This window comes from Blautia hominis (genome assembly GCA_002270465.1).
GTDB lineage: Bacteria > Bacillota > Clostridia > Lachnospirales > Lachnospiraceae > Blautia > Blautia hominis.
In genome coordinates this window covers 1-23,831 of sequence record NQOF01000002.1, presented here as the reverse complement: position 1 = coordinate 23,831, position 23,831 = coordinate 1, and the positions used below count along the sequence as shown (strand labels likewise).

Sequence of the window (23,831 nt, the reverse complement as noted above, 5' to 3'; positions counted from 1 at the left end):
GCAGACGTGTCCCGCTGACACATTTTCATCAAATTCTATTACTGTTCACGGTCCGGTAAGTCTCCTCCACGATCCGTTCCATGGCATTCAGGATATTTTCATATCCTGTACAGCGGCACAGATGTCCGGATATGAGCTTTTTCAGTTCCTCTCTGCTGTATCTTTTCCCTGTTCCCACGATCTCCACGGCACTCATGATAAGACCCGGCGTACAGAAGCCGCACTGGACTGCTGCTTCCTCCACAAAGGCCTTCTGGATAGGGGAAAGGTCACCGTCTCTGCCCTTTAAGCCCTCAACCGTCATGATATGCTTTCCCTCTGCCCACATGGTCAGATAAATACAGGAATCAATTGCCTCTCCGTCCACTAAAACGGTACAGGCCCCGCACTCTCCCACTTCACAGCCGCGTTTTACACTGGTAAGTCCCAGCCGGTTTCTCAGTGTATCCAGAAGCGCTTCCCTGTCATCAACAGCCAGTTCTGTCTCCCTGCCGTTGACTGTCATCGTTATGATCTTAAGCATCCGCCTCACCTCCCGCTGCTTTTTCTATGGCTTCTTTTGCAGTACGCACAGACAGCTCACGCACAAGCTGAAGGCGGAATTCCCTGGATGCGCGCCAGCTTGAACGGGGTGTCACCTCAGATACTGCCCCTTCCCGTATCCTCTCGTATAATTCCGGGTCTGTTATATCCATGCCTTTTACCCTTTTCTCCGTCTGATAACAGCGTATGGGTGTAGGCGCAGCCACCCCGAACCCCAGCCGGAAGTCTTCCATCTGTTTTTTATCTCCACTTAATTTCACATGTACCGCACAGCCCAGGGTGGCAATCTCCATTGCGTTTCGTTTCCCGTATTTAGTATAATGCCCGTAAAATCCTTCGTAGTTATCCCTGGTGATCTTTATAGCGGTAAGGATCTCTGCGTGTTCCCGTACCGTCCGGCCCGGACCGGTATAAAATTCTGTGACAGGCACCATTCTCGTGCCCTCTTCACCTGTCAGTTCCAAGACTGCGTTCAGCGTAAAGAGAACCGCCGCACTGTCCGCGCTGGTCGCACCATTGCAGACATTGCCCCCGATGGTTCCAATATTCCGTATCTGCGGGCCTCCCACCTGGTCCACGGCCCAGCCCAATGCAGGGATATACCGCTGTATAACAGGGTCATAGGTGAGATGGGAAAATGTAGTGGCCGGGCCGATCACAATGGTCCCGTCCGCCTCCATCCTGACCCCTTTGAGAGCCGGGATCCCATGGATACTCACCAGTGAGCAGCCGGCAAGTTTTCCTTCCCTTATTTTGATCAGCACATCACTTCCGCCGGAAATCACAACAGCATCCCTATCTGCCGCAAGCGCTCTCACAGCGTCTTCTACATCCCTGGCCTGATAATATTTTTCAATGTCATACATGTGTCCCGCCCCCTTTCACAGCATCCTTTTCTCCTCCGATCAGCCCCTCTTTCAGAAACCGTTCCACCAGTTTCTGGGGTGACAGAGGCAGGGAATCAAAAGCGATCCCCGTGGCATGAAGCACCGCATTCCTGATAGCCGGAGCCACCGGAATAGCCGGCGGTTCACCCAGGGCTTTATTTCCGAAAGGACCTGTAGGGTCATCCAATTCCACAAAATCCGTATGCAGCCCAGGGGTATCCATGGCCGTAGGAATCTTATAGTCCAGCAGATTGGCATTCAGCGGCCTTCCTGTCTTCTCGTCCACCAGCAGTTCTTCACTCAGGGCATACCCCATGCCCATGCTCATCCCTCCGTGTACCTGGGCTCTGGCAAGGCTGGGATTTATCAGTTTCCCGCTGTCGTGCACATTGATAATATCCAGCACCCGGATCCTGCCAAGCGGCATATCCACTTCCACCTCTGCAAAACAGACGCCTGAGGCAAAGGAATTTTCTTTGCAGTGGCTGGTGGTCTCCGCCGTTATATGTACCGATCTTTCCAAGCTGTACAGCGCTTCCTCCGCCAGTGCCGCAAGGGAAAGCAGGACCTCCCCCGAAACTTTGTCGATTACCTGATCTTCTTTTATATCCAGCCTCTTCCAGGCAGCAGTCTCTGTACTTTTGCCGGATGTTCCGGTATCCTCCGCTGTAGCTGCCGGCCCATCTTCTTTTGGCAGTTTCAGTTTAAATGCCGCATATTCCAGTATTCTCTGTTTGAACAATTCACCTGTCTTTTTGACCGCTTTTCCGCTCACATATGTCTGTCTGGAGGCATAGGCCCCCGTGTCGAAAGGTGTGGTATCCGTATCCTGCACGGTCTCAATATGTATCCTGTCCTCCGTGATTCCGGTGACCTCTGCCGCCATCTGGGTAAACACCGTATCCGCACCCTGACCGATCTCCGTTGCCCCCATGAAAAGCTGCATGGAGCCGTCCTGATTCAGGACCATACGACAGGAGGAAGTCTCAAGGGAGATGGGATAAACCCCTGTCTTATAATTGAAAATTGCCATCCCCACGCCTCTTCTCACAGGCCCGGACTGCTTTTCATAAGCCTTCCTTTTCTCCTCCCAGCCTATATAGTCCTTTCCCTTTTCCATACAGGCTTTCAGTCCGTAAGAATGGAACGCAATGCCCAGATGAGGGTCCATGTACCCCTCTTTCACACAATTTTTCAGCCGGAATGCCAGCGGATCCATGCCCACAGCATGGGCCAGATCATCCGCCACACACTCGGTCACAAAATCCCCCTGCGGAATCCCGTATCCCCGCATGGCTCCGCCTGTCATCAGGTTTGTGTAGACCGTGTAGCTGTCGGATTCCAGCACCTTCTCATCCCGGTAAAGCTGTTTAAAAATATTGGCCGCGTTGGCTGCAATGGCGTGGGCATGGGATGCGTATGCACCCTGATTGGAATATGCCACATATTTCCGTGCCACCAGTGTACCGTCTTCCCGCACTGCGCCCTTGATCTTCCAGGTAAATGCATGGCGCACACGGGTACAGCCAAGGGTCTCCTCCCTGGACAATTCCAGCCTGACGCCGTGGCCGCCTGTCTGGGTACATAAAAATGCGTTCAGAGGCTCGTAAAGCACATCCTGCTTGTTGCCAAAACCGCCTCCTATATAAGGCTTTATCACCCGGATCTGACCGACAGGGATCCCAAGAGCCTGACTGATCACCCGTCTCACAATATGGGGGATTTGGGTGGAGGTCACAATAACGATCCTCCCTTTCTCCATGTAGGCATAGGAAACCGGCACCTCTATATGGCAGTGCTGTACCGGCTGGGTTCTGTATTCTTTTTCTATTATGGTCAGACCTTCCTCTTTTACAGCCTCCTCAAAGCTTTCGTCTCCCAGCACAAAACTGGTATGTGCGATTACGTTTCCCGGCTTCTCCTCATGCAGAAGAGGCGCGCCCTCTTTCATGGATGCCTCCGGATCCAGGATCACAGGATATTCTTCATACTCCACTTTGATCTTATCCGCTGCCCGCCTGGCTGCGATCTCATCCTCCGCGATGACAGCCGCAATATCATCCCCGTACATGCGGACCCGTCGGTTTAACAGCTTTCTGTCCTTAATATCCTGGTGCGCCTTCTCCACGGACCAGGGGTGCCCCGGTGTGGGAAACTGAATATCCGGCACATCAAAACAGGTGACGATCTTTATCACACCGGGTACCTTTAAAGCATCCTCCAGATCAAAACTTTTTACCCATCCGTTCCCAATGGTGCTGTGCACCACTTTTGCCGTATACAAATTCTGCGGCATCAAATCTGCCGTGTATTTCGCCTGACCCGTGACCTTCTCCCAGGCATCCACACGATTCATTGAACTGCCAACTCCCATACATCATCCCTCTTTTCCGGCGGTGGACAGCCAGTATCTCCTGTACACCGCATAAAATAATTAAATGATCCTTCTCCCAGCCGCATATTTCCCGGCTATATCCCTGTCATCTGACAGATATACCACACGCTCCAGACGCTCTTTCAAAGTCAGTTCCCTAGGTGTCTGCAATCTGGCGTCATCCACGATCACCGCATCAAATTCATATCCTTTTTCAAAGCTTCCCACCTGTCCAAAGAAGGCACCGCCTCCCTTTGTACCCATATAAAACACTTCCTCTACCGTGAGCGGCTTTTGTGTTTCATCCAACAGCCGCCAGCGGAGTTTGGATGCCTGCACAGCCCCCACCATCACCTGAAACAGGGAGAGCACATGGCCCCCGGCAATATCACTTCCCAGTCCCACATGTATGCCCTCCTCCAGATATCTCCGAATGGGTGCGGCCCCGGAAGACAGATCCGTGTTGGAATGAGGACAATGAGCGGCAAAGATTCGGTTTTTCTTCATAAGTGCAATCTCTTCCTCCGTGGGATGCACACAATGTGCCATGACCGCCGGATAGTCTCCCCCAAACATGCCGAACCGCTCATACGCATCCCCGTAAAAAGCAGACCAGGGGCAAAGCTCCTTCACCCATGTGATCTCCTCTTTATTTTCGGAGAGGTGGGACTGCACCGGAAGGTCATATTCCCTGCGGATCTCACACAGCATTTCCATCAGACGGTCCGAACAGCTTGGAATAAACCGGGGGGTAAGGATTGGTTTTATATTCCTGTATTTCCCCTTTACTTCCCTCAGCCACTTCAGGGTGTCCTCCGCGGATTTTTCCGGGCTGTCCTCACAGAGGTAGTCCGGCGCATTCCGGTCCATATTTACTTTTCCCACCATTGCCTGCAGACCTGTCTCCTCCAGCATATCCATCAAAAGAATGGTAGCCGGAACATGGCGTGTGGCAAAAACACAGGCCCTGGTGGTTGCACTTTTTTTCAGATCCTCTGTAAAAATACGGTATGCCTTTTTGGCATACTCCATATCCCCGTACCTGCCCTCCTCGGGAAATGTCCTGGTATCCAGCCACTCCAAAAGCTCCATATCCATGCCAAGCCCTGTAAATGCATACTGGGGCGCATGCAGGTGCAGATCCACCAGCCCGGGAAGAATCAACGCATCCCCGTAATCTGTCAGGGGATACTCTTTGTAATCATCCGGCAGACTCTCAAATACGCCTTGGCAGATGCCGTCCCTGCATAAAAGATATGCATGGGGGATCGTAGTTACTTCTTTTTCGGTCTTGCTGTAGCAGATATTTCCTTTCAATATAAAGGTATCTGCCTTTTTTTCCTCTTTTCTCATGTCACTTCCTCCTATATGAGGAGCCTTTGCCAACAATAAAAAACCAGCCACCAAAGCCAGACTGCAAAGCCCCCAAGATCAGGGGACTTATAGTCAGCTATTTCGGTAGCTGGTAGAAACGTTCAACCCGCATTATGAACATATATAAGTCCTGTTTTCACCGTATTACTACGGCGAACTACTATTATTAGTATAGTATACACAGGTGTAAAAGTCAATATTCATGAAACAGGATTCTTTCAATTGCCCGGTTTCCCGTTATTGTTCACAGTCCAATTCCCGGGAGGTGTTTTCCCAAAGGGATGCTGCGCGATGCGCAGCAAAATCCCGAGTTGGCCAGCGCCAAAATGCAACTCATTGTATTTTGTACCCTAAAGGGCAGAACTGTGCATCGCGAAGCGTGTTACTGTGCGAAGAATTACCTTTTTAGTATACTATGAACAGTTACGGTTTCTCAGAAGCTGCAGGATAAGATCCCTGAAATTTGCAGGAGACATCATATCTAAAGATCACACTGCAGCCTTACCGTCCGGCCCGTCCATATGTCCTTTCCCTGTTTTTGTCATTCTTAACTTATTTCTCATAACAATATACGCCATCCTTGTATACTTTGTCCACCATCCGTTTTCCGGCCTTGTGCATATTTGTTATATCTCTCCTGATCTTGCAGATTCTTTCGTTGACTCCTGCCTGAAACTCCTTTACAATGAAAGAGCACTGCGATAATAGAAACTACGCTTCGCAGGTTTTCTATCATGACAAATCACGAAAAGGAGACTGCTTATGGAATTTTTTAACCTTGCCTGTATAGACCCGTCCCTAATACCCGGAGCCGTATGTGCTGTGGAATATCTGGAAGAAAACATGACCGGGGGATCCCGTGTAAAAATACTTGCCGAAAAAGGCGGCAGCGGCCTGTCTGTCCGGTTGGACCGGGATCTTGCCAGCATTACATACAGTAAAACTTCCGAGTTTTTCCGGGGCCTGGGTTTTGTAAAAGAATGGATAACGGAAAACCGCACCGTTGCTGCCAGGGAAGAACATCCCGTCTTTGAACATCTCACCTATATGGCTGACTGCTCCCGCAATGGGGTATGCAGCCCTGATTATCTGAGACGGCTCATGGTCAAACTTTCCCTGATGGGATATGACCGCCTAATGCTCTACACAGAGGACACTTACCAGGTGGAGGGCTACCCTTACTTCGGCCATTTCCGGGGCAGGTACAGCAGACAGGAACTGCGGGAACTGGACGGATTTGCGGCCTCACTGGGCATTGAGATGGTTCCCTGCATCCAGACATTGGCCCACTTAAATGCCATTTTCCGCTGGCCTGCCTTTAAACAGGTACACGACACGGGGGACATTCTCCTGTGCGGAAGCGACGACACCTATAACTTGATCGAAGCCATGATACGCACCTGGTCGGAAACCTTTAAAAGCCGTGTGATCAATATTGGGATGGATGAAGCGGAGATGATCGGCCGGGGCTCTTACCTGAACCAATTCGGATATGAGGAACGTATCGACATTATGGAGCGCCATCTGCACCGCGTCCTTGAAATCTGTGAAAAGTATGGATATACTGCCATGATGTGGAGTGACATGTTTTTCAAAATGATCTCCGGCGGGGAATATTACGGAAAGGAATTTCATATCTCAGAGGAGATCAAAAAGAAGATCCCGCAAAATGTGGAACTGCTCTATTGGGATTACTATTCCAGAGAGGAAAAGACCTATGACCAGATGATGAAATACCACAGGGAACTGGCAGGAAACGTTGGCTTTGCCGGAGGTGCCTGGAAATGGAACGGATACGCACCGCTTCTGAACCACAGTATGCAGGTCTCCCGCCTTGCCCTCAGACAGTGCCAAAAACACGGCATAACCAATGTACTGGTAACCGGCTGGGGAGATGACGGCAGTGAGGCATCCCAGTCTGCCGTTCTGCCTGTGCTCTCCCTCTTCGCAGAGTATGATTATGGGCAGACGGTAAATGACAGTGACCTGGCCCCGCGCTTCCTGGCGTGTACCGGAGCTGTGCTGGAGGATTTCCTGAAGCTGGACCTCCCTAACCTGACACCTGATAATCCGCTGCCGGGAAAGATGAGTGCGGCCCCTGCCAGATATCTGCTGTATCAGGATGTTCTTATGGGTATCTATGACTGCCATGTGGATATGTCCTTTAAATCCCATTACCGCCACTGTGCCGAAGAGTTCCGGGCGATCGCCCAAAAGGGCGGGGAGTATGCCTGCATGTTCCGCACACTGGCACTCCTAAGTGAAGTGCTGGCTAAAAAAGCCACCCTTGGACTTGAAGCAAAGTCAGCCTATGACGGGGAGGACAAAGCCGCACTCCTGCAGACTGCGGATATCTGCATCAAAACTGCCGGGCTGGTGGAACAGTTTAAACACGCATTAAAAGACCAGTGGTTTCAGGAAAATAAAGCCTTTGGCTTCGAGGTCCTGGATATCCGCTTAGGCGGTCTGATGGAGCGACTTAAAAGCTGTGCTGCCCGCATGGCGGATTATGCGGAAGGAAAGATCACCTGCATTGAGGAACTGGAGGAAACGCGTCTGCCCATACTTACAGATGACAAAGGGCAGCCCCTCTCCCCGGTCTGCGATAATATCTGGCGCGAGATGGTGACTGCCTCTGTGATGTAAACTGTTTACATACAATTATAATCTTAAATTTTTAGAAAATTTGTTTTTTCTTCCATTTAATCATTGACTATTGTTTTCAAAAGAATTAATATAAAGATAACAAATAAATGTGGAAAGGGGTGTTCATAATGTTGGAAAGATTGATTATCACTTTGATTTTTGCTACCGGATTCCTGTTAGTCTGTTGGACTTTGATGGAATACTGGCTTCGTTCTTCCAGACGCACAACAGAAACGGGGTTACGAGATAAAACCATTTTAGTGATCGGCCGGTTCTGCCAGGCCATTCAGCAGAAAAAGAACTTCCGCCACATATGGATGGAAGAAGAATTCGGAAGTGCCCACCTGAATCCTCTTCACAGTACAAAAAATACTGCAGAGGCAGATGAACACACCGAGGGCAGAAAACAGGGAAGCAGATACCATGAGAAAAAATTCAAAATGAAGGTCAACATGTAGTTATTTCAAAAATAAATCGTGTTACAATAAATCCTCATTTTAAGAGGCCTGGTCCGAATCACTCGGCCAGGCCTCTTGCATTTTATCTGCACTAGTACAACAGCGAACAGGCAGGCTGCCATACTGTCAGCCAAGCTCTCTCATTATATCTTCCACTGTTTCTATTTTATTGGAACGGTAAGCATTGGAACCGCAAAACAGCAGTGCATCCTCCACCCGTCCCTCCGCTGCATTCACCAATGCCTGGGTGATACAGTAAGGTATCTCTGCGGGCTTACAGGTAACGATACAGTGGTAACAGTGTTCAATCCTGCATTTCTCAGTCTTCACCCTGTCCATAAAAGGATTTTTGATGGCTCTTCCCGGCATTCCCACAGGACTCTGTACAATGCAGATATCCTCTTTCTGTGCGTTCAGATATGCCTGCTTGTATTCCGGTGCTGCATCACACTCTTTGGTGGTCACAAAGCGGGTTCCCATCTGTACCCCGTCCGCGCCCAACGAAAGTGCATGGTCCATATCCGCCCTGTCATATATACCGCCCGCTACGACCACAGGAATCTTTTTGCTGCATGTTTTCCCGTATTCCTTCACTTTCTCTATAATAGAACGGATCACTTTATCGTAGGATTCATCGGTGAAGGTATCCAGCTCTTCCCTGGAAAATCCCAGATGGCCTCCTGCTTTCGGCCCTTCGATGACAACCAGGTCCGGTGCTTTCTTATATTTTCTGTCCCACATACGGCAGATGACATTCAGGGATTTCAGGGAGGACACAATAGGGGCTATCTTTGTTTTGGTACCCTCCACATATTTTGGAAGATCTATGGGCAGTCCAGCTCCTGAGATGATCAGATCCACCCCCGCCTTCACCGCTGTCTTCACATATTCCTCATATCTCTGGGTGGCTACCATAATGTTCACGCCAATGATACCGCCTTTTGCAATTTCCCTGGCTTTTCTGATTTCCTTTTCTATGGCCCTGTAATTTGCCTCAAAAGGATGTTTTCTAAAATCCGGTTCCCGCCATCCGATCTGTGCAGTGGATATCACCCCCACACCGCCGCAGGCAGCCACACTGCCCGCCAGACCGGACAGGCTGATGCCCACTCCCATGCCGCCCTGTATCACTGGGATCTTAGCTGTCAAATCACCTATAATTAATGGTTTCCTCATATTCTAACTCTTTCTGGCTCACATTTTTCTGAATCTCTCGTACCGGAGGGCTGCCAGCTCTTCCGGTGTCTTTCCTTCCATCTCTGTAAGGAACTGGTGCATCCGGTTCTTCATATCCTCTGCGATCTCCGGCAGGTTCTGCGCGCAGGCAGGCGTATCCTCCATGATCACATGCTCAATGATCCCCAAATCCTTCAAATCCCTGGCTGTGATCTTCATGACCTCTGCCGCTTCTTTTGCCCTCTTGCTGTCCTTCCAGAGAATGGATGCAAATCCCTCCGGTGAGAGAACGGAGTACGTGGCATTTTCCATCATCCAGACTTCATTGCCTACTCCCAGAGCCAGCGCACCGCCGCTTCCGCCTTCGCCGATGACAATACTCAGCACAGGTACTTTCAACGCAGACATTTCCAGCAGGTTTCTGGCGATGGCCTCCCCCTGCCCTCTCTCCTCCGCCTCAATGCCGCAGAACGCCCCAGGCGTGTCAATAAAATTTATGATAGGGCGGTTGAATTTTTCTGCCTGTTTCATAAGACGCAGTGCTTTTCTGTATCCTTCCGGGGACGGCATACCAAAGTTTCTCAGGATATTATCCTTGGTGTTTCTCCCCTTCTGTACACCGATCACAGTTACCGGCTGCCCGTCCAGCACTGCCAGACCTCCCACAATGGCACCGTCATCCCGAAATGCCCGGTCTCCGTGCAGTTCCATAAACTCTTCAAAAACAGTTTCTATATAATCCAGACTGGTGGGACGTTTGGAGTCCCTTGCAGTCTCCACGCGCTCCCAGGCAGTCATATGCTTTTCCTTATTTCTGCGCCTGTGCCTTTTCTCCTCTTCCCCTGCTGCTTCCGGCAGAGTGATCCTGGTGAACTGGCAGTAACCATTCTTTCTCTCATGAAATTTAACAAGACCTGACAGCGTCTTTTTCAACAAATTTCTGGTCACGATTCCATCTATAATGCCGTGCTCCACCAGAAATTCCGCTTTCTGGAACCCTTCCGGCAGTTTTTGTCCGATGGTCTGGGCAATGACCCTTGGGCCTGCAAAACCGATCAAGGCTCCCGGTTCGGCCAGGATGATATCACCCAGCATGGCAAAGCTGGCTGTCACGCCCCCTGTCGTGGGGTCTGTGAGCACCGGAATATAGAGAAGACCTGCCTCGCTGTGCCTTTTGATGGCAGCAGAGGTCTTCGCCATCTGCATCAGGGATACCATCCCCTCCTGCATTCTGGCCCCGCCGGAGCAGCAGAACAGGATGACCGGCAGCTTTTCCTCTGTGGCCCGCTCAAAAGAACGGGTGATCTTCTCTCCCACCACATATCCCATGCTCCCCATGAGAAAACGGGCGTCACAGACTCCCAGCACAACCCTAGTACCGTCAATCCTGGCCTCTCCGATGCGGATGGCCTCCTCCAGATGGGTCTTTTCCTGCTGTTTTGCGATCTTCTCCTCATACTCCGGATAGTCCAGGGGATTAAAGGTATGAAGCCCTGTACACCATTCTTTAAAAGACCCTTTATCCGCCACCATGCGGATTCTGGTCTTGGCCTTGATCCGGAAATATCCCTTGCATTTCGGACATACATAATCATTTTTTACAACGTCTTCCTTGTATAGAAGTTCTCCGCACTTCGGGCATTTCACCCATAAACCTTCCGGAACGGAGGGTGTGTTTTCACTGCCGGATATCTCTTCCCCGGACACTTTGCTCTCCTCAGTCTCCGGCTCCTGCACATTGGTAGTCTTCTTGAATAAATCCTTTAATCTGGACATATCTGCCTGCTCCTTACTCGTAATGGTAACCGTTCAGATGCCTAAATTGTTACATGCATCCAGCCATTAAAAATCAGTTCTCAATGGGCCGGATACTTACAGCTATCGCACATTCATACGGTCAGCGCAGTGAATGCACAGACCTGTCTGAACTGTTACTCATAATGCTCTTCTATGAAATGTGTCGTCACATTTCCATCCAGAAAATCTTTCTGGTTCAATATATCATACTGGAAATCCAGGTTTGTCTGCACGCCCTCGATGATCACTTCACCCAGGGTACTCCGCATTTTTGCTATGGCTCCCGCCCTGTCTTTGTCGTGGACGATCACCTTCATGATCATGGAATCGTAGTTGGGCGGTATCTGATAGCCGTTATACACGGCTGTATCAATGCGGACACCGTTTCCGCCCGGCACATGCAGGTTCTCGATCACCCCCGGACACGGCATGAAATTCTTCGCCGGATTCTCCGCGTTGATCCTGCACTCAATGGCATGACCTCTCATACAAATATCCTCCTGCTTCACAGACAGGGGAAGGCCTGCTGCCACCCGGATCTGCTCTTTTACCAAATCAACACCTGAGACAAATTCTGTCACCGGATGCTCCACCTGGATCCTGGTGTTCATTTCCATGAAGAAAAAATCACCATTTCCGTCAAGCAGAAACTCAATGGTTCCGGCACTCTCGTACCCCACCGCTTTCGCGGCACGCACAGCCGTCTCGCCCATGATCCTGCGCAGCTCTTTAGTGATGGCGCAGGAGGGGGATTCCTCGATCATCTTCTGGTGGCGGCGCTGGACGGAGCAGTCACGCTCCCCTAACTGCACTACATTTCCCAGTCTGTCCCCGATGATCTGCACCTCTATGTGGCGGGGTCTGCCAACGTAGCGCTCCAGATACATGGTATCATCCGCGAAAGCATTTACAGACTCTCTCTGGGCAGTGCTGAAATTCTCCCGGAAGTCTTCTATGCTCTCCGATATACGCATACCCTTTCCGCCGCCGCCAGAGGAGGCCTTGATCATAATAGGGAAACCGATCTTCTCCGCCTCCGTCAGAGCCTCCTCCACTGTGTACACCGGCTCTTTTGTACCCGGCACCACCGGAACGCCTGCCTCCATCATGGTTCTTCTGGCCTCTGATTTATTTCCCATTTTATTGATCACCGCAGCAGATGGACCGATGAATGTCACATTGCATTTCTCACACATCTCCACAAATTTGCTGTTCTCAGACAAAAAGCCGAATCCCGGATGTATGGCCTCCGCTTTTGTAGCGATGGTGGCACTTAAGATCCGCTCCATGTTCAGATAACTCTCCGATGCAGCAGCCGGACCGATGCAGACCGCCTCGTCCGCCAGCTGCGCATGGAGGGCATCCCTGTCCGCCTCAGAATAGACGGCAACCGTTTTGATCCCCATTTCCCTGCAGGCACGGATAATGCGCACCGCGATTTCTCCTCTGTTTGCGATTAATATCTTCTGAAACATATCCGTTCTCCTATCCGATTACAAATGTCATCTCAGCGGATGTGGTTATCTTGCCGTCCTGGTTTCTGGCAACTGCTTTTCCCACGCCGACAGGCCCTTTTTCCTTAATGATCTCCAATTCCAGAGTCAGTACATCCCCCGGTACTACTTTTGTTTTAAATTTTGCGGAATTGATGGCTCCAAAGTAAGCTGTCTTTCCTTTATTTTCAGGCTTGCTGAGAATGGCCACAGCGCCTACCTGGGCAAGCGATTCTAACTGAAGCACCCCCGGCATTACAGGCTCCTGGGGAAAATGTCCGGCAAAGTACGGTTCGTTGTAGCTCACGCATTTTTTCCCCACCGCACGGACACCGGGTTCCAGCTCCTCTATAGTATCGATCAGCAGAAAGGGCTGTCTGTGAGGGATGATTTCCATGATTTCCTTTGTAGTCAATTTCATAGTTATGCCTCCTAACGGATTACGAACAGGGGCTGTCCGTACTCTACTACTTCCTCATTTTCCACCAGAATCTGTTCCACGGTTCCGTCAAATTCAGATTCGATTTCATTCATCAGTTTCATGGCCTCCACAATTCCCAATACCTGGCCTTTTTTTACAGTATCTCCGACTTTTACAAATGTTTCCGCATCCGGTGAGGGTGCGTTGTAGAAGGTACCTACCAGCGGGGACTTCACCACATTGCCGGAAAGGACTGTCTCTCCTGCTTCCTGAAAAGAGACTTCCGTCTGAAGCGGCCCTGCCTGTGCCTGGACAGCCTGCATAACAGGACCGCCGGCTGCTGGTCCCATATCAGGTCCCGGTGCAGGTGCCATCATGGGCGCTGCGATCACCTTAGTCTGTTTATTTGTCTTCATGGAGATTTTCAGGTTTCCCTCCTCCATGGCAAACTGTGTCAGGTTTGAGTCGCTGACTGTTTTAATTAGCTGAATGATTTTTTCAAATTCCATATGCGGCCTCCTAGTCTTCGTACTTTTTGATCAGCAGGCTGGCGTTGTGTCCGCCAAAGCCCAGGGAATTGGTGAGTGCGTAGGGGATTTCCATCTCCACGCCGTTTCCTGTCACATAATCCAGATCACAGCCTTCGTCCGGCATCCGGTATCCTGCTGTAACATGTACAAAATTATTTTCCATCTCTTTTATACAGGCAATAAACTCCACGGCTCCTGCTGCCCCCAGCAGATGTCCGATCATGGATTTTGTAGAATTGACTTTCATTTTATATGCATGTTCCCCAAATAACTTCTTGATGGCTCTTGTCTCAAATAGGTCGTTGTGATGTGTGCTGGTACCATGGGCGTTAATATATGTCACATCCTCCAGAGAGATCTCTGCTTCCTCCACCGCGTTCTTCATGGCTCTGGCCGCGCCTTCCCCGTCCTCTGCAGGGGATGTGATGTGATAAGCATCACTGGTTGCGCCGTATCCCACAACCTCAGCCAGTATTGCAGCTCCACGCTTCTTTGCATGTTCCAGTTCCTCTAAAACCACAATGCCTGCACCTTCCCCCATAACAAAGCCATCTCTCTCTTTGTCAAAAGGAATGGAACAGCGGTCCGGATCCGTGGATTTGGAAAGGGCTGTCAAAGCTGCAAATCCGCTGACACCCACCGGGGTAATACAGGATTCCGCGCCGCCGGCTACCATAATATCCGCATCGCCGAACTGGATGGTTCTGTAAGCTTCACCGATACAATGGGTACCGGATGCGCAGGCAGTCACCACATTGATACTCTTTCCCTTTAAACCAAACTGGATGGACACGTTTCCTGCTGCCATATTGGAGATCATCATGGGGACCATCAGCGGATTTACCCGGTTCGGTCCCTTTTCCAGCAGTTTCTTGTGCTCTCTCTCAATCGTCTGCAGGCTTCCGATGCCGGAACCGATGGAACATCCCACCCGGTACGGGTCCTCCTCTTCCAGGGAATACCCTGACTGGGCAATGGCTTCTTTTGCTGCTGCCACTGCGTACTGGCAGAACAGTTCCATACGTTTTGCCGCTTTCACATCCATGTATTCCTTGCCCACGAAGCCTTTTACTTCCCCTGCAAGATGGGCTTTATATTCTGAAGCATCGAATTTGGTTATCTCTCCGAACCCGTGCCTTCCTTCTTTTATGCCGTTCCAGAATTCCTCTACGTTTAATCCCAGCGGGGTAATGGCACCCATTCCTGTCACTACTACTCTTCTCATGAAATCCTCCTATATGTTCATACCGCCATCCACACTGATGACCTGGCCGGTAATATAATCTGCTTTTTCTGATGCCAGAAATACCACCATGTCGGCAATATCTTCCGGTTTTCCGAATTTTCCAAGGGGTATCTGGCGGCAGGCTGCCTCTTTGATATCCTCTTTCAGCACATCCGTCATCTCTGTCTCCACGAATCCGGGAGCTATGGCGTTGACTGTGATCCCTCTGCTTGCCAGCTCTCTTGCCATGGTCTTTGTAAGTCCGATGACCCCTGCCTTGCTGGCCGCATAATTGGCCTGGCCGGCGTTCCCCAGAATTCCCGATACAGAGGAGATATTGATGATCTTTCCGCTTCTCTGCTTTAACATCTGGCGGGAAGTGTGGCGGATGGTATTGAAAGCCCCTTTCAGGTTGGTCTCAATGACCGCGTCAAAATCCTCCTCTTTCATTTTCATGATCAGGTTATCTCTTGTGATGCCTGCATTGTTTACCAGGATATCCAAATGTCCGTATTCTTTTATCACGTGCTGTATCATTTCCTGGCACGCCTGGAAATCTCCCACGCTGCACTGATACAGGGACGCCTGGCCTCCCTGGGCTTTGATCGTATCCACAACTTCCTGGGCGCGTTCTTCGGAACCGTTATAATTTACAACCACTGCTGCCCCCTGTGCTGCAAGGGCAAGTGCAATGGCTCTGCCTATGCCGCGGCTTGCTCCTGTCACTAAAGCTGTTTTATTTTCCAACATAATACATTCCCTCACTTTTCAGGCTCATACTGCCTCTATTCTCTATCTGCCGTCTGGTTTTTCAGCGTTTCCACTGCTTTTTCAAAATCCTCCACGGTCTGGATATTCAGCATTTTTACATCCCTGCTGATTTTCCGCATGAAGCCGCTCAAGGTCTTGCCAGGTCCGATCTCCACGAAAGTATCCACTCCGTCCGCGATCATTTTCTCCACGCACTGCTGCCATTTCACTGAGGAGGACACCTGCCTTACCAGCAGCTCCTTTACCTGGGAAGCTTTTGTCACATACTCTGCCGTCACATTGGTGGCGTAGGGTATCTTTGGCTCCCCAACCGCAACACTCTGTAGGACCTCTGCCAGTTTTTCTCCGGCTCCTGCCAGCATGGCCGAATGAAACGGCCCTGACACGTTCAGTGGAACGATCCTTCTGGCTCCCAGCTCCTTCAGCTTTTCGGAAGCCTTTGCCACTGCCCCTTCTTCCCCGGTGATCACAATCTGTCCGGGACAGTTGTAATTGGCTATGGAGACGATCCCTTCCGTCTCCCGGCAGGCTTTTTCGATGACCTCTGCGTCTGTGCCCATAACCGCGGACATGGCGCCGCCTGCGGGCACTGCCTCCTGCATGAAGATTCCCCTTTTCCTTACCACATAGAAGGCATCCTCCAAAGAGAGGACTCCTGATGCGATACAGGCTCCATACTCGCCAAGGCTCAAGCCTGCGCTCACATCAGGCATAAGGCCTTCCTGCTCCAGTGCCTTTAATATGGCAGCTTCCACGCTCAGCATAGCAATCTGTGTGTACTCTGTAATATGAATCTCCTCATTCTCCGTAAAGCAGATCTTGGGGAGATCCAGGCCGGAAACCTGGCTTGCTTTCTCTATCACCTGTCTGCAGACAGGCATTTTATCGTAAAAGTCCTGGCCCATTCCCACATACTGTGCTCCCTGGCCCGGAAATATAAATGCTGTTTTACTCATATGGCTCAAACTCCTTTGGCTGTAGAATATTTTGTATTTCAAAGTAATTATTTTTAAAAATAGAACCTGCCATGGCAGTACAGACCGCCGCGGCAGATTCCATCCATCTGCACTATACAGTTACATTTATTCTTCAACGCCCTTATTTTTCAGATACTCCATAACAGCGCCCACAGTTGTCAGTTCCTGTAATTCCTCAGCAGGAATTTCTACGGAATACTCATCCTCAAGTGCCATAACCAGTTCGAATAAATCCAGAGAATCTGCTCCTAAATCATCCTTGAAATTTGTTTCCGGATTGATTTCGCTTTCTTCACAATTTAACTGCTCTGCAATGATTTCTCTCATTTTTTCTAACATGATTTCTTATTCTCCTTTAAAATACATCTTATTCAAATCCATCTTGTGAATTTGTTTTTCTGATTTGATTTTTTGAAATACTTTGATGACCAAAGTATATCTTCTTTACCACCATTTGTCAACCCTTTTCTAAGGGTAACTGTACAGTTACTTCTATGTTTCAAATTTTATCTGTTTTGATACACTTAGGGCAATCCCCATTTCTATCATAAGAAAGAGAATAGATGTACCTCCGTAACTGACAAAAGGCAGTGTGATTCCGGTAGTTGGGATCAGGTTGATGACCACGCAGATATTCAGGATGACCTGAAGGGCAATGTGGAAAAATATCCCGCTCACGATCATGGAACCGTACAAGTCCGGCGCATTCTGTGCAATGAAAAACAGCCGGTACAAAAGATAGCCAAACAGTGCTAGGACGATCATCCCGCCAAACACCCCAAGCTCTTCACAGATGATAGAGAAGATCATATCATTCTGTGCTTCCGGAACCGGTCCCAGCTTCTGCACACTGTTGCCAAGCCCTTTCCCGAAAAATCCCCCGGAGCCGATGGCATACAGGGCCTGCATGATCTGATAGCCGCCATCCTTAGAATATTGCTCAGGCTGCAGCCACACCATGATACGGCGGAGACGGAAATCCTCAATGTTGCCCACACCGCTTCCCAGTGTCATATGCAGGATAATGATCACAGCCACAATTACACTACCCAATATGGCTCCGCTGATCAGAAACGGTTTCATCTTTGGATGTGCCATAAATATCAGAAGTACAGTGATGGCTCCGATTATAATACCTGTACTCAGGTTATCTGTCAAGAGGAAAGCTCCGAGTGCAAGCACACCGCCAACCGCCAATAGCAGGACCATGGACTGCCACTGCTTTATCTTCCGCCCTATCTTGATGATCAGACAGGGAATGAACGTGATCACAGCTATCTTGGCAATCTCAGAGGGCTGGAACTGTGTCCAGGATGGACCGAATTTCAGCCAACGCTTTGCACCGTTGACTGTAACACCAAGCGGTGTGGGAACCAGACACATCAGGAACATGGATACCATGTAGATAATGGGTGACAGGTGAAACAGCACATGATAATCAAATCTTGAAAGCCACAGCGCAACGCCAATACTGACCGCACTGATCACTGCCTGTTTCCCAAAATAAGCCATATCACTGCCCCTCTTTACCTGTGCCAGATAAGAACTGGTACTGTAAAGCATTACCAGGCCAAAGCAGGTGAGAAGAATAACCACTGCCACCAGATTAAAATCATAGTAGCGGACTCTGTTCGCAAATCTGCCTATGGGCTGGCCTCTTTTTCTCTTTTTTGCTGTTCCGGCTTTTTTAGCCACATTTAATGCCATCTGTTTCCTCCACTTTACTCACATCTGTCGTGCCTTCTTAAAATGACGCCTTGCATTTTATGCTGTCTTATATCCTCAGGGCATATTTCATAAGCTCCCAAAAACCTGTCTCCGTCTCACTTTCCCGGTTCATGACCTTTCGCACCAGAACCGGATTATCTGTGATGATATTATCCACTCCCACATCCATCATGCGCTTGATATCACCACGGTAATTGACTGTCCAAGCATGAACTTCTTTACCCAGGGAATGTGCTTCTCTGACAAAGGCTTCGTCAATGTAGGTGTACTTTACGCTGAAAAAATCCGCTGCTGTGATCCGTGAGACACTTCCGTATGTCATGGTCATGATGTAGCCGGTTCTGATATTGGGATTTGCCTTTTTCACCTGCTGCAGAAAACCATAATTCATGGAAGTTATGACACAGTGGTCTTCAAATCCATTCTGTTCGATGACCCTGACCACCTTTTTTACAATGCCCTTATTTTTACCATTATACTTAATCTCTATATTTAAGTCCAGTCTTCCTTTACAAAATTTTAAAACCTCATCCAGAGTGGGGACTTTTTCACCTCTGAACTTTTTATGGAAACTGGAACCGGCATCCAGTTTTTCAATCTCCGCGTATTCCATTTCCCACACATTTTTGTTGACACCTGCCGTCCGCTTCAAGGAGTTGTCATGAAGCAGCACCAGCTCCCCCTCTTTTGTCTCCTGCACATCAATCTCTGCAAAATCCGCGCCGCTGTCAATGGTATAGCCCAGAGAGCTTATCGTGTTCTCGGGTGCCATCAAAGCCCCGCCCCGGTGGGCCGTAACTCCCATGGTAGTCAGCTGGCTGCTCACCACACTGTCATGGGAGGAAGCCAAAACCACAAGATAAGCCCCCTCTCCCATAAGCAGTATCAAGGTAAGTGCCGCTGCGATCTTACGCCTGCCCACTTTTGAAAACCAGATATGGTTTCGGATGATCGCCTCCATGGCAGCCTCTGTCTGGGGCTGTACGTGGAATCTGGCATATATCACATACACAAATGCCAGGCTGCAGATCAGCTGCACCGCACCGGCAAAGATTCCAAGGCCCATGTCGATCCAGCTGCTGTATATGAGCACGGTACTGACTACCGAGGAACCGGATTTTGTAAGCATGGCAGCCCCGGTCATACCTGCCAGCACCAGAACGTAGACCACAGCGATAAATACCAGCATTCCTATATGAAGCAGGACAAATCCGCCAAGCGTTTTTTTCCACTGCTTTTTCAGCAGCCTGAGACCATCCTTCATTCCCTTAATACTCTTCTGCTCCTCTAAAAGACAGTAAGGCAGGGAAAAGATAAATAAGAAGGAGACCAACAGTATGATCCCCAAAAGGCCATACAAGATCCAGTGCGGCCTTATCACTTTATAGATTTGTCTGGCCGTAAATTCCAGAACCCTAATATATGAAATTTCCCGAATAAGAAAATACATGGACAAAAAGGGAGCCGCCAGAATGATACATAAAAACCAGGAAACATGACTGTTTTTCAGAAAATCCCAGGAACGCTTCACACCTTCAATGAGCATATCACTGATATAAATCTTCCTGCCCTGATAAGAGTGGCGGAAACAGGACAGGAGGGCAGAAATCTCTATCAAAAACAATAAAAGGATAAGCACCAGAATCCCCAGCAGCAGCACAATGGACAGAGGACTTGCCAGAAATTTCAGATAGTTTTCCGCTGTGAGGTAACTGAAGTTCTGTGCTTTCAGTGAGTAATTGACTGCAGCGGAGACAGCGTGCATCACCAGCAGAAAGGATGCCGTCCTGTAACCTGTCTCAAAAAGTATAAGACTTACCATATTCTTTTTTACTGCTCTTAACATACTTCTGAAAATCTGCTTCATGCCCTGTCACTTCCCGCCTATGATTCTGTCAGCCCACAGATGCCGCGCTGGCCGTTTCTTCTATTTTAACAAATATTATACCCGAAACACAAGTATACAAATAATTATTTATGCTGCAAAGCAAACCTTGACTTTCTCCCCCTCTATATTATAATGAATTTAGGTAGTTAAAAACATGTAGTGGAGGGTAACGTTATGACACCAGATGAATTGTATACGCAGGCCAAGGAATCTTCGGTCCTGTCACAGGAAGTAACCGATACTTTATTGGAATCGCTGGAGTACAGCAGTATTTCGTTTCTAAACCAGGCCGTTGAGATCCTCAGTGTTTTCCGGGCACGTCTGGAGCGTGGGGACAGGATCACTGTGGAGGATTCCGGAGATGTCTTAAATCTGAAAAGCTTTCGGAAATTTGTGGAAAATACATTTTCCGACTATATCTATGACCACGTATTCGCAGAGGAACGTGAACAAAAGAGGAGCTATTTCCATCTGGATGCCTGTGAGGGCGGCTACTCGCTGGTTCTTGCCGAAGATGGCAAACAGAATCTCTTTGAATGGATCTCCTCACCCAATGAGAGATTTTCCTTTGTCTATATGAAGGCCACCAATATTGTGTACATAAAAAACATCCGGACAGGAGACTATTTCCCATTTATATCCGAAAACGGAAAATACTGCAGGTATGACAAAGTACAGGGAATGCTTGTGGAAGTTTAATAAAGATGCCGCCGGTTACTGTTTGATATGCCCCTTGTCCTCTTGACAAGGGGCATATCATTAAGTAATCCAGCAGCATCTTTTTTCTAAATATAATTATTTGTACAGTTCATCCAGGTCATCCTGGCAGAGTGGTTTCACACCGTTTTTTGTCAGGGCTTCGATTGCTTTTTCATTGTCACCTACTCTTAAGATCATACATGCTTTATCTTTCACGCCCGCGGTGAAGGCATATGTGTATTCCACATTGATCTGATTATCCCCCAGAATCTGCATCACCTTTCCAAGGCTTCCCGGTTTGTTGGAAATGGCTATGGCCAATACCTTTGTGATGGAACAGATGTATCCGCAGTCTTTTAAAACTCTGACTGCGTTAAAGGGATCATCCAAGATCAGGCGGATGATTCCGAAATCTTTGGTCTCAGCCAAAGACAAGGCTCTCATATTGATCTTATTTTCATTCAGAGCGTTCGCCAGCTCTGCCAGCATACCCGGTTTATTTTCCACAAATACGGAAATCTGTTTTACTGTCATAAAAATCCCCCCTTTTTCTAGTAAAGATTGCGGTTATCAATCACACGTTTTGCTTTTCCTTCGCTTCTGGCAATGGTCTTGGGCGCAACCAGTTTCACAACGGCATAGATACCCAGCATAGACTTCAGGGCCTCGATCAGCTCCCGCTCTCTCACTTCGATCTCGCGGATGGAGTCTGAGAACATTTCCGGTGTCATCTCCACCTGAACTTCCAGCTTGTCACTGTTCTTTTCGCGGCTGACGATGATCTGGTAGTTAGCCGGATAACCCTTGTTGAGAAGTACGGTTTCAATCTGGCTTGGGAATACATTGACGCCTTTGACAATGAGCATATCATCACTTCTGCCCATTGGTTTGGACATGCGCACATGAGTCCTGCCGCAGGAACATTTTTCACGGTTCAGCACGCAGATGTCTCTGGTCCTGTAGCGGAGAAGAGGGAATGCTTCTTTTGTAATGCTGGTAAATACCAGTTCGCCCTTCTCTCCGTCCGGCAGCACTTCACCTGTGGCCGGGTCAATGATCTCAGCAATAAAATGGTCTTCATTAATATGCATACCACCCTGTGCGCTGCACTCAAAAGATACACCAGGGCCGGAAATCTCTGTGAGGCCATAAATATCATACGCGCGGATTCCAAGCTTGTCCTCCACATCACGGCGCATTTCCTCACTCCAAGCCTCTGCTCCAAAGATACCTGCTTTCAGCTTGATCTTGTCCCTGAGGCCTCTCTCACAGATGGTTTCTGCCAGGTACGCCGCATAAGAAGGGGTGCAGCAGAGGATAGTGGAGCCAAGGTCACACATAAACTGTATCTGCCTGTCCGTATTTCCGGAGGACATAGGGAGTGTCAGAGAGCCTACCTTGTGGGAACCGCCGTTCAGACCAGGACCGCCTGTAAACAGTCCATATCCATAACATACATGTACCACATCCTCTCTTGTACCGCCTGCAGCCATGATCGCTCTGGCGCAGCAGTCATCCCACAGATCCAAATCATGCTGGGTATAAAATGCCACCACTCTTCTGCCCGTAGTGCCGCTGGTTGACTGAATACGCACACAATCAGAGAGAGGGACTGCCAGCAGTCCGTAGGGATATGCCTCGCGCAGGTCTTCTTTTGTCAAGAAGGGAAGCTTATGTAAGTCATCCACGGATTTGATATCCTCAGGCACTATGCCTTTTTCTTCCATTTTCGCTCTGTAATAGGGCACGTTGTCATATACATGCTTTACCTGTTTTGCCAGGCGCTCGTCCTGCCACTCCCGAATCTGCTCTCTTGAGGCACATTCGACTTCCGGCTGATAATAATTCTCCATTACTGTAAATTCCTTTCCATCCATTTTACTATAAAAACAACATCCCGGACCATATATTGTTTGGGTCCTGACACGCCTGCCGCCGAAACCTGTCCCGCAGCGGCTCGTTTTTGTTATTATACCATTTTAGCGCTTCAGCGTAAAGAATATTTAACATTTTATGCTTTCTTTCATAAGATATTACTGTATAAGTAAATAAAAAGGATAACCAGATATGGAAAAATGTCGAATGAATTATCAGGGCGTCCGTCCGTATTATCCGCCGAACAGGGAAATGCCGGCCCGGGACAACTGCGGCCGCCGTACCCCCTGCGGCTGTAACTGCGATATGGTAGACAACACTTCAATCTATGAACATGCCGATAAGCTGCCGCTTACCATGGCATATGTACCTATGCAGAAATACAAAAAAACATTTGAACTTTGCAAAGGCCTGCAGATGGGAACCATCTTCCCTGAACTGTGCAAGCCATTCTGCGGAAAGAGAGGTGGCTGTCGATGAAAGAATGCAGACGCAGTAAAGCGCAGTTAATGCAGCTGATCAATGAAGTCAGCTTTGCTGTCAACGATATGAACCTCTATCTTGACACCCATCCGGATGACAAGTCCGCCATGGAATTTATGTGCGATAAAATCCGCATCCGCGAAGAAGCACTGAAAGAATATGCCATGTACTATGGCCCGCTTACCATTGCAACTGCTGATGATGACTGCAGCAACTCCTGGGATTGGGTGATGCAGCCGTGGCCTTGGGAATAGAAAGGAGTTTGCTAGAATATGTGGAATTATGAGAAGAGATTACAGTATCCGATTAATATTAAGACTCCGAATGCCAAGGCTGCTTTGTATATTATGAGTCAGTATGGTGGACCGGAGTGTAATAACCTATTATATAGATTTATATAGATAAACATATAAGTCCGGCATATGACCCGGCGCCGGGCTGGTGGTTCCTATTTAGATTCTCTGTTCTCTGGCAGTATAATCAGAA

The 23,831-nt window shown here is 49.0% G+C and carries 22 protein-coding genes, 1 pseudogene and 1 riboswitch; of the genes and pseudogenes, 6 read left to right on the top strand and 17 right to left on the bottom strand.

Annotated elements, in window-relative coordinates:
* Window positions 1-28: 28 nt before the first annotated feature.
* The 4 genes from xdhC to CI595_RS06115 are packed head-to-tail and all read right to left on the bottom strand — an operon-like array spanning window position 29 to window position 5,157.
* Window positions 29-523 carry a xanthine dehydrogenase subunit XdhC gene (gene xdhC / locus CI595_RS06130; RefSeq protein ID WP_095172429.1) on the bottom strand — a complete coding sequence of 165 codons (495 nt, stop codon included), beginning with the start codon at window positions 521-523 and terminating at the stop codon, window positions 29-31.
* Window positions 516-1,409, bottom strand: coding sequence for a xanthine dehydrogenase subunit XdhB (gene xdhB / locus CI595_RS06125; RefSeq protein ID WP_095172428.1), 894 nt, complete (start codon window positions 1,407-1,409; stop codon window positions 516-518). The genes xdhC and xdhB overlap by 8 nt, the downstream gene beginning before the upstream one ends.
* A complete protein-coding gene (xdhA, locus tag CI595_RS06120) occupies window positions 1,402-3,804 on the bottom strand; it encodes a xanthine dehydrogenase subunit XdhA (protein WP_095172427.1) in 2,403 nt (800 codons plus the stop codon). Before xdhA ends, xdhB begins: the two co-directional genes overlap by 8 nt.
* 60 nt (window positions 3,805-3,864) lie before the next feature.
* Window positions 3,865-5,157 (bottom strand): amidohydrolase family protein, encoded by a 1,293-nt coding sequence (locus CI595_RS06115; protein WP_095172426.1) that lies wholly within the window; start codon window positions 5,155-5,157, stop codon window positions 3,865-3,867.
* Window positions 5,158-5,227: 70 nt separating this feature from the next.
* Window positions 5,228-5,325, bottom strand: a riboswitch (purine riboswitch).
* A 615-nt stretch (window positions 5,326-5,940) separates the two neighbouring features.
* Between CI595_RS06115 and CI595_RS06110 the strand changes: the two genes are divergently transcribed.
* Both CI595_RS06110 and CI595_RS06105 read left to right on the top strand, forming a co-directional pair.
* Complete coding sequence (locus tag CI595_RS06110) at window positions 5,941-7,824, top strand: beta-N-acetylhexosaminidase (RefSeq protein WP_095172425.1); 1,884 nt, start codon at window positions 5,941-5,943, stop codon at window positions 7,822-7,824.
* Window positions 7,825-7,952: 128 nt separating this feature from the next.
* Window positions 7,953-8,282 (top strand): hypothetical protein, encoded by a 330-nt coding sequence (locus CI595_RS06105; protein WP_095172424.1) that lies wholly within the window; start codon window positions 7,953-7,955, stop codon window positions 8,280-8,282.
* A 126-nt stretch (window positions 8,283-8,408) separates the two neighbouring features.
* On the opposite strand, the gene CI595_RS06100 is transcribed toward CI595_RS06105, so the two are convergent.
* The 11 genes from CI595_RS06100 to CI595_RS06050 all read right to left on the bottom strand — a co-directional run bounded on the left by CI595_RS06100 (window position 8,409) and on the right by CI595_RS06050 (window position 20,267).
* The gene (locus CI595_RS06100; RefSeq protein WP_095172423.1) at window positions 8,409-9,458 is read right to left on the bottom strand and encodes an NAD(P)H-dependent flavin oxidoreductase; all 1,050 of its coding nucleotides are present in this window, start codon (window positions 9,456-9,458) and stop codon (window positions 8,409-8,411) included.
* Window positions 9,459-9,476: 18 nt separating this feature from the next.
* Window positions 9,477-11,234, bottom strand: a complete 1,758-nt coding sequence (locus CI595_RS06095; protein ID WP_095172422.1) for an acetyl-CoA carboxylase carboxyltransferase subunit alpha — start codon at window positions 11,232-11,234, stop codon at window positions 9,477-9,479.
* A gap of 155 nt (window positions 11,235-11,389) precedes the next feature.
* Entirely contained in the window at window positions 11,390-12,730 is a 1,341-nt protein-coding gene (locus tag CI595_RS06090; RefSeq protein WP_095172421.1) for an acetyl-CoA carboxylase biotin carboxylase subunit, read from the bottom strand.
* A 10-nt stretch (window positions 12,731-12,740) separates the two neighbouring features.
* Complete coding sequence (gene fabZ / locus CI595_RS06085; RefSeq protein ID WP_095172420.1) at window positions 12,741-13,169, bottom strand: 3-hydroxyacyl-ACP dehydratase FabZ; 429 nt, start codon at window positions 13,167-13,169, stop codon at window positions 12,741-12,743.
* Window positions 13,170-13,180: 11 nt separating this feature from the next.
* Window positions 13,181-13,678, bottom strand: coding sequence for an acetyl-CoA carboxylase biotin carboxyl carrier protein (gene accB, locus CI595_RS06080; RefSeq protein ID WP_095172419.1), 498 nt, complete (start codon window positions 13,676-13,678; stop codon window positions 13,181-13,183).
* Between the two features lie 10 nt (window positions 13,679-13,688).
* Window positions 13,689-14,924, bottom strand: coding sequence for a beta-ketoacyl-ACP synthase II (gene fabF / locus CI595_RS06075; RefSeq protein ID WP_095172418.1), 1,236 nt, complete (start codon window positions 14,922-14,924; stop codon window positions 13,689-13,691).
* A 9-nt stretch (window positions 14,925-14,933) separates the two neighbouring features.
* Window positions 14,934-15,674, bottom strand: a complete 741-nt coding sequence (gene fabG, locus CI595_RS06070; protein ID WP_095172417.1) for a 3-oxoacyl-[acyl-carrier-protein] reductase — start codon at window positions 15,672-15,674, stop codon at window positions 14,934-14,936.
* A gap of 35 nt (window positions 15,675-15,709) precedes the next feature.
* Window positions 15,710-16,651, bottom strand: a complete 942-nt coding sequence (gene fabD / locus CI595_RS06065; RefSeq protein WP_095172416.1) for an ACP S-malonyltransferase — start codon at window positions 16,649-16,651, stop codon at window positions 15,710-15,712.
* A gap of 126 nt (window positions 16,652-16,777) precedes the next feature.
* The gene (gene acpP, locus CI595_RS06060; protein WP_065541130.1) at window positions 16,778-17,011 is read right to left on the bottom strand and encodes an acyl carrier protein; all 234 of its coding nucleotides are present in this window, start codon (window positions 17,009-17,011) and stop codon (window positions 16,778-16,780) included.
* 153 nt (window positions 17,012-17,164) lie between these two features.
* On the bottom strand, window positions 17,165-18,379 hold the full coding sequence (locus CI595_RS06055; RefSeq protein WP_242987160.1) for an FtsW/RodA/SpoVE family cell cycle protein: 1,215 nt from the start codon (window positions 18,377-18,379) through the stop codon (window positions 17,165-17,167).
* 67 nt (window positions 18,380-18,446) lie between these two features.
* Window positions 18,447-20,267, bottom strand: coding sequence for a glycerophosphodiester phosphodiesterase (locus CI595_RS06050; protein WP_095172415.1), 1,821 nt, complete (start codon window positions 20,265-20,267; stop codon window positions 18,447-18,449).
* 195 nt (window positions 20,268-20,462) lie between these two features.
* On the opposite strand from CI595_RS06050, the gene CI595_RS06045 reads away from it, so the two are divergent.
* The gene (locus CI595_RS06045; protein ID WP_095172414.1) at window positions 20,463-20,987 is read left to right on the top strand and encodes a hypothetical protein; all 525 of its coding nucleotides are present in this window, start codon (window positions 20,463-20,465) and stop codon (window positions 20,985-20,987) included.
* A 96-nt stretch (window positions 20,988-21,083) separates the two neighbouring features.
* Here the strand turns inward: CI595_RS06045 and CI595_RS06040 are convergent, their stop codons facing one another.
* Entirely contained in the window at window positions 21,084-21,521 is a 438-nt protein-coding gene (locus CI595_RS06040) for an ACT domain-containing protein (RefSeq protein ID WP_018596575.1), read from the bottom strand.
* A 17-nt stretch (window positions 21,522-21,538) separates the two neighbouring features.
* Window positions 21,539-22,840 (bottom strand): phenylacetate--CoA ligase family protein, encoded by a 1,302-nt coding sequence (locus CI595_RS06035; protein ID WP_095173222.1) that lies wholly within the window; start codon window positions 22,838-22,840, stop codon window positions 21,539-21,541.
* A gap of 214 nt (window positions 22,841-23,054) precedes the next feature.
* Here CI595_RS06035 and CI595_RS26570 point away from each other — a divergent pair, with 214 nt between their 5' ends.
* From CI595_RS26570 to CI595_RS27065, 3 genes and pseudogenes are all read left to right on the top strand, one after another.
* Window positions 23,055-23,342, top strand: coding sequence for a spore coat associated protein CotJA (locus CI595_RS26570; RefSeq protein ID WP_242987161.1), 288 nt, complete (start codon window positions 23,055-23,057; stop codon window positions 23,340-23,342).
* Window positions 23,339-23,599, top strand: coding sequence for a spore coat protein CotJB (locus CI595_RS06025; protein ID WP_065541125.1), 261 nt, complete (start codon window positions 23,339-23,341; stop codon window positions 23,597-23,599). Before CI595_RS26570 ends, CI595_RS06025 begins: the two co-directional genes overlap by 4 nt.
* 18 nt (window positions 23,600-23,617) lie before the next feature.
* A pseudogene (locus CI595_RS27065) lies at window positions 23,618-23,716 on the top strand (manganese catalase family protein); the annotation flags it as partial.
* Between the last annotated feature and the right edge of the window lie 115 nt (window positions 23,717-23,831).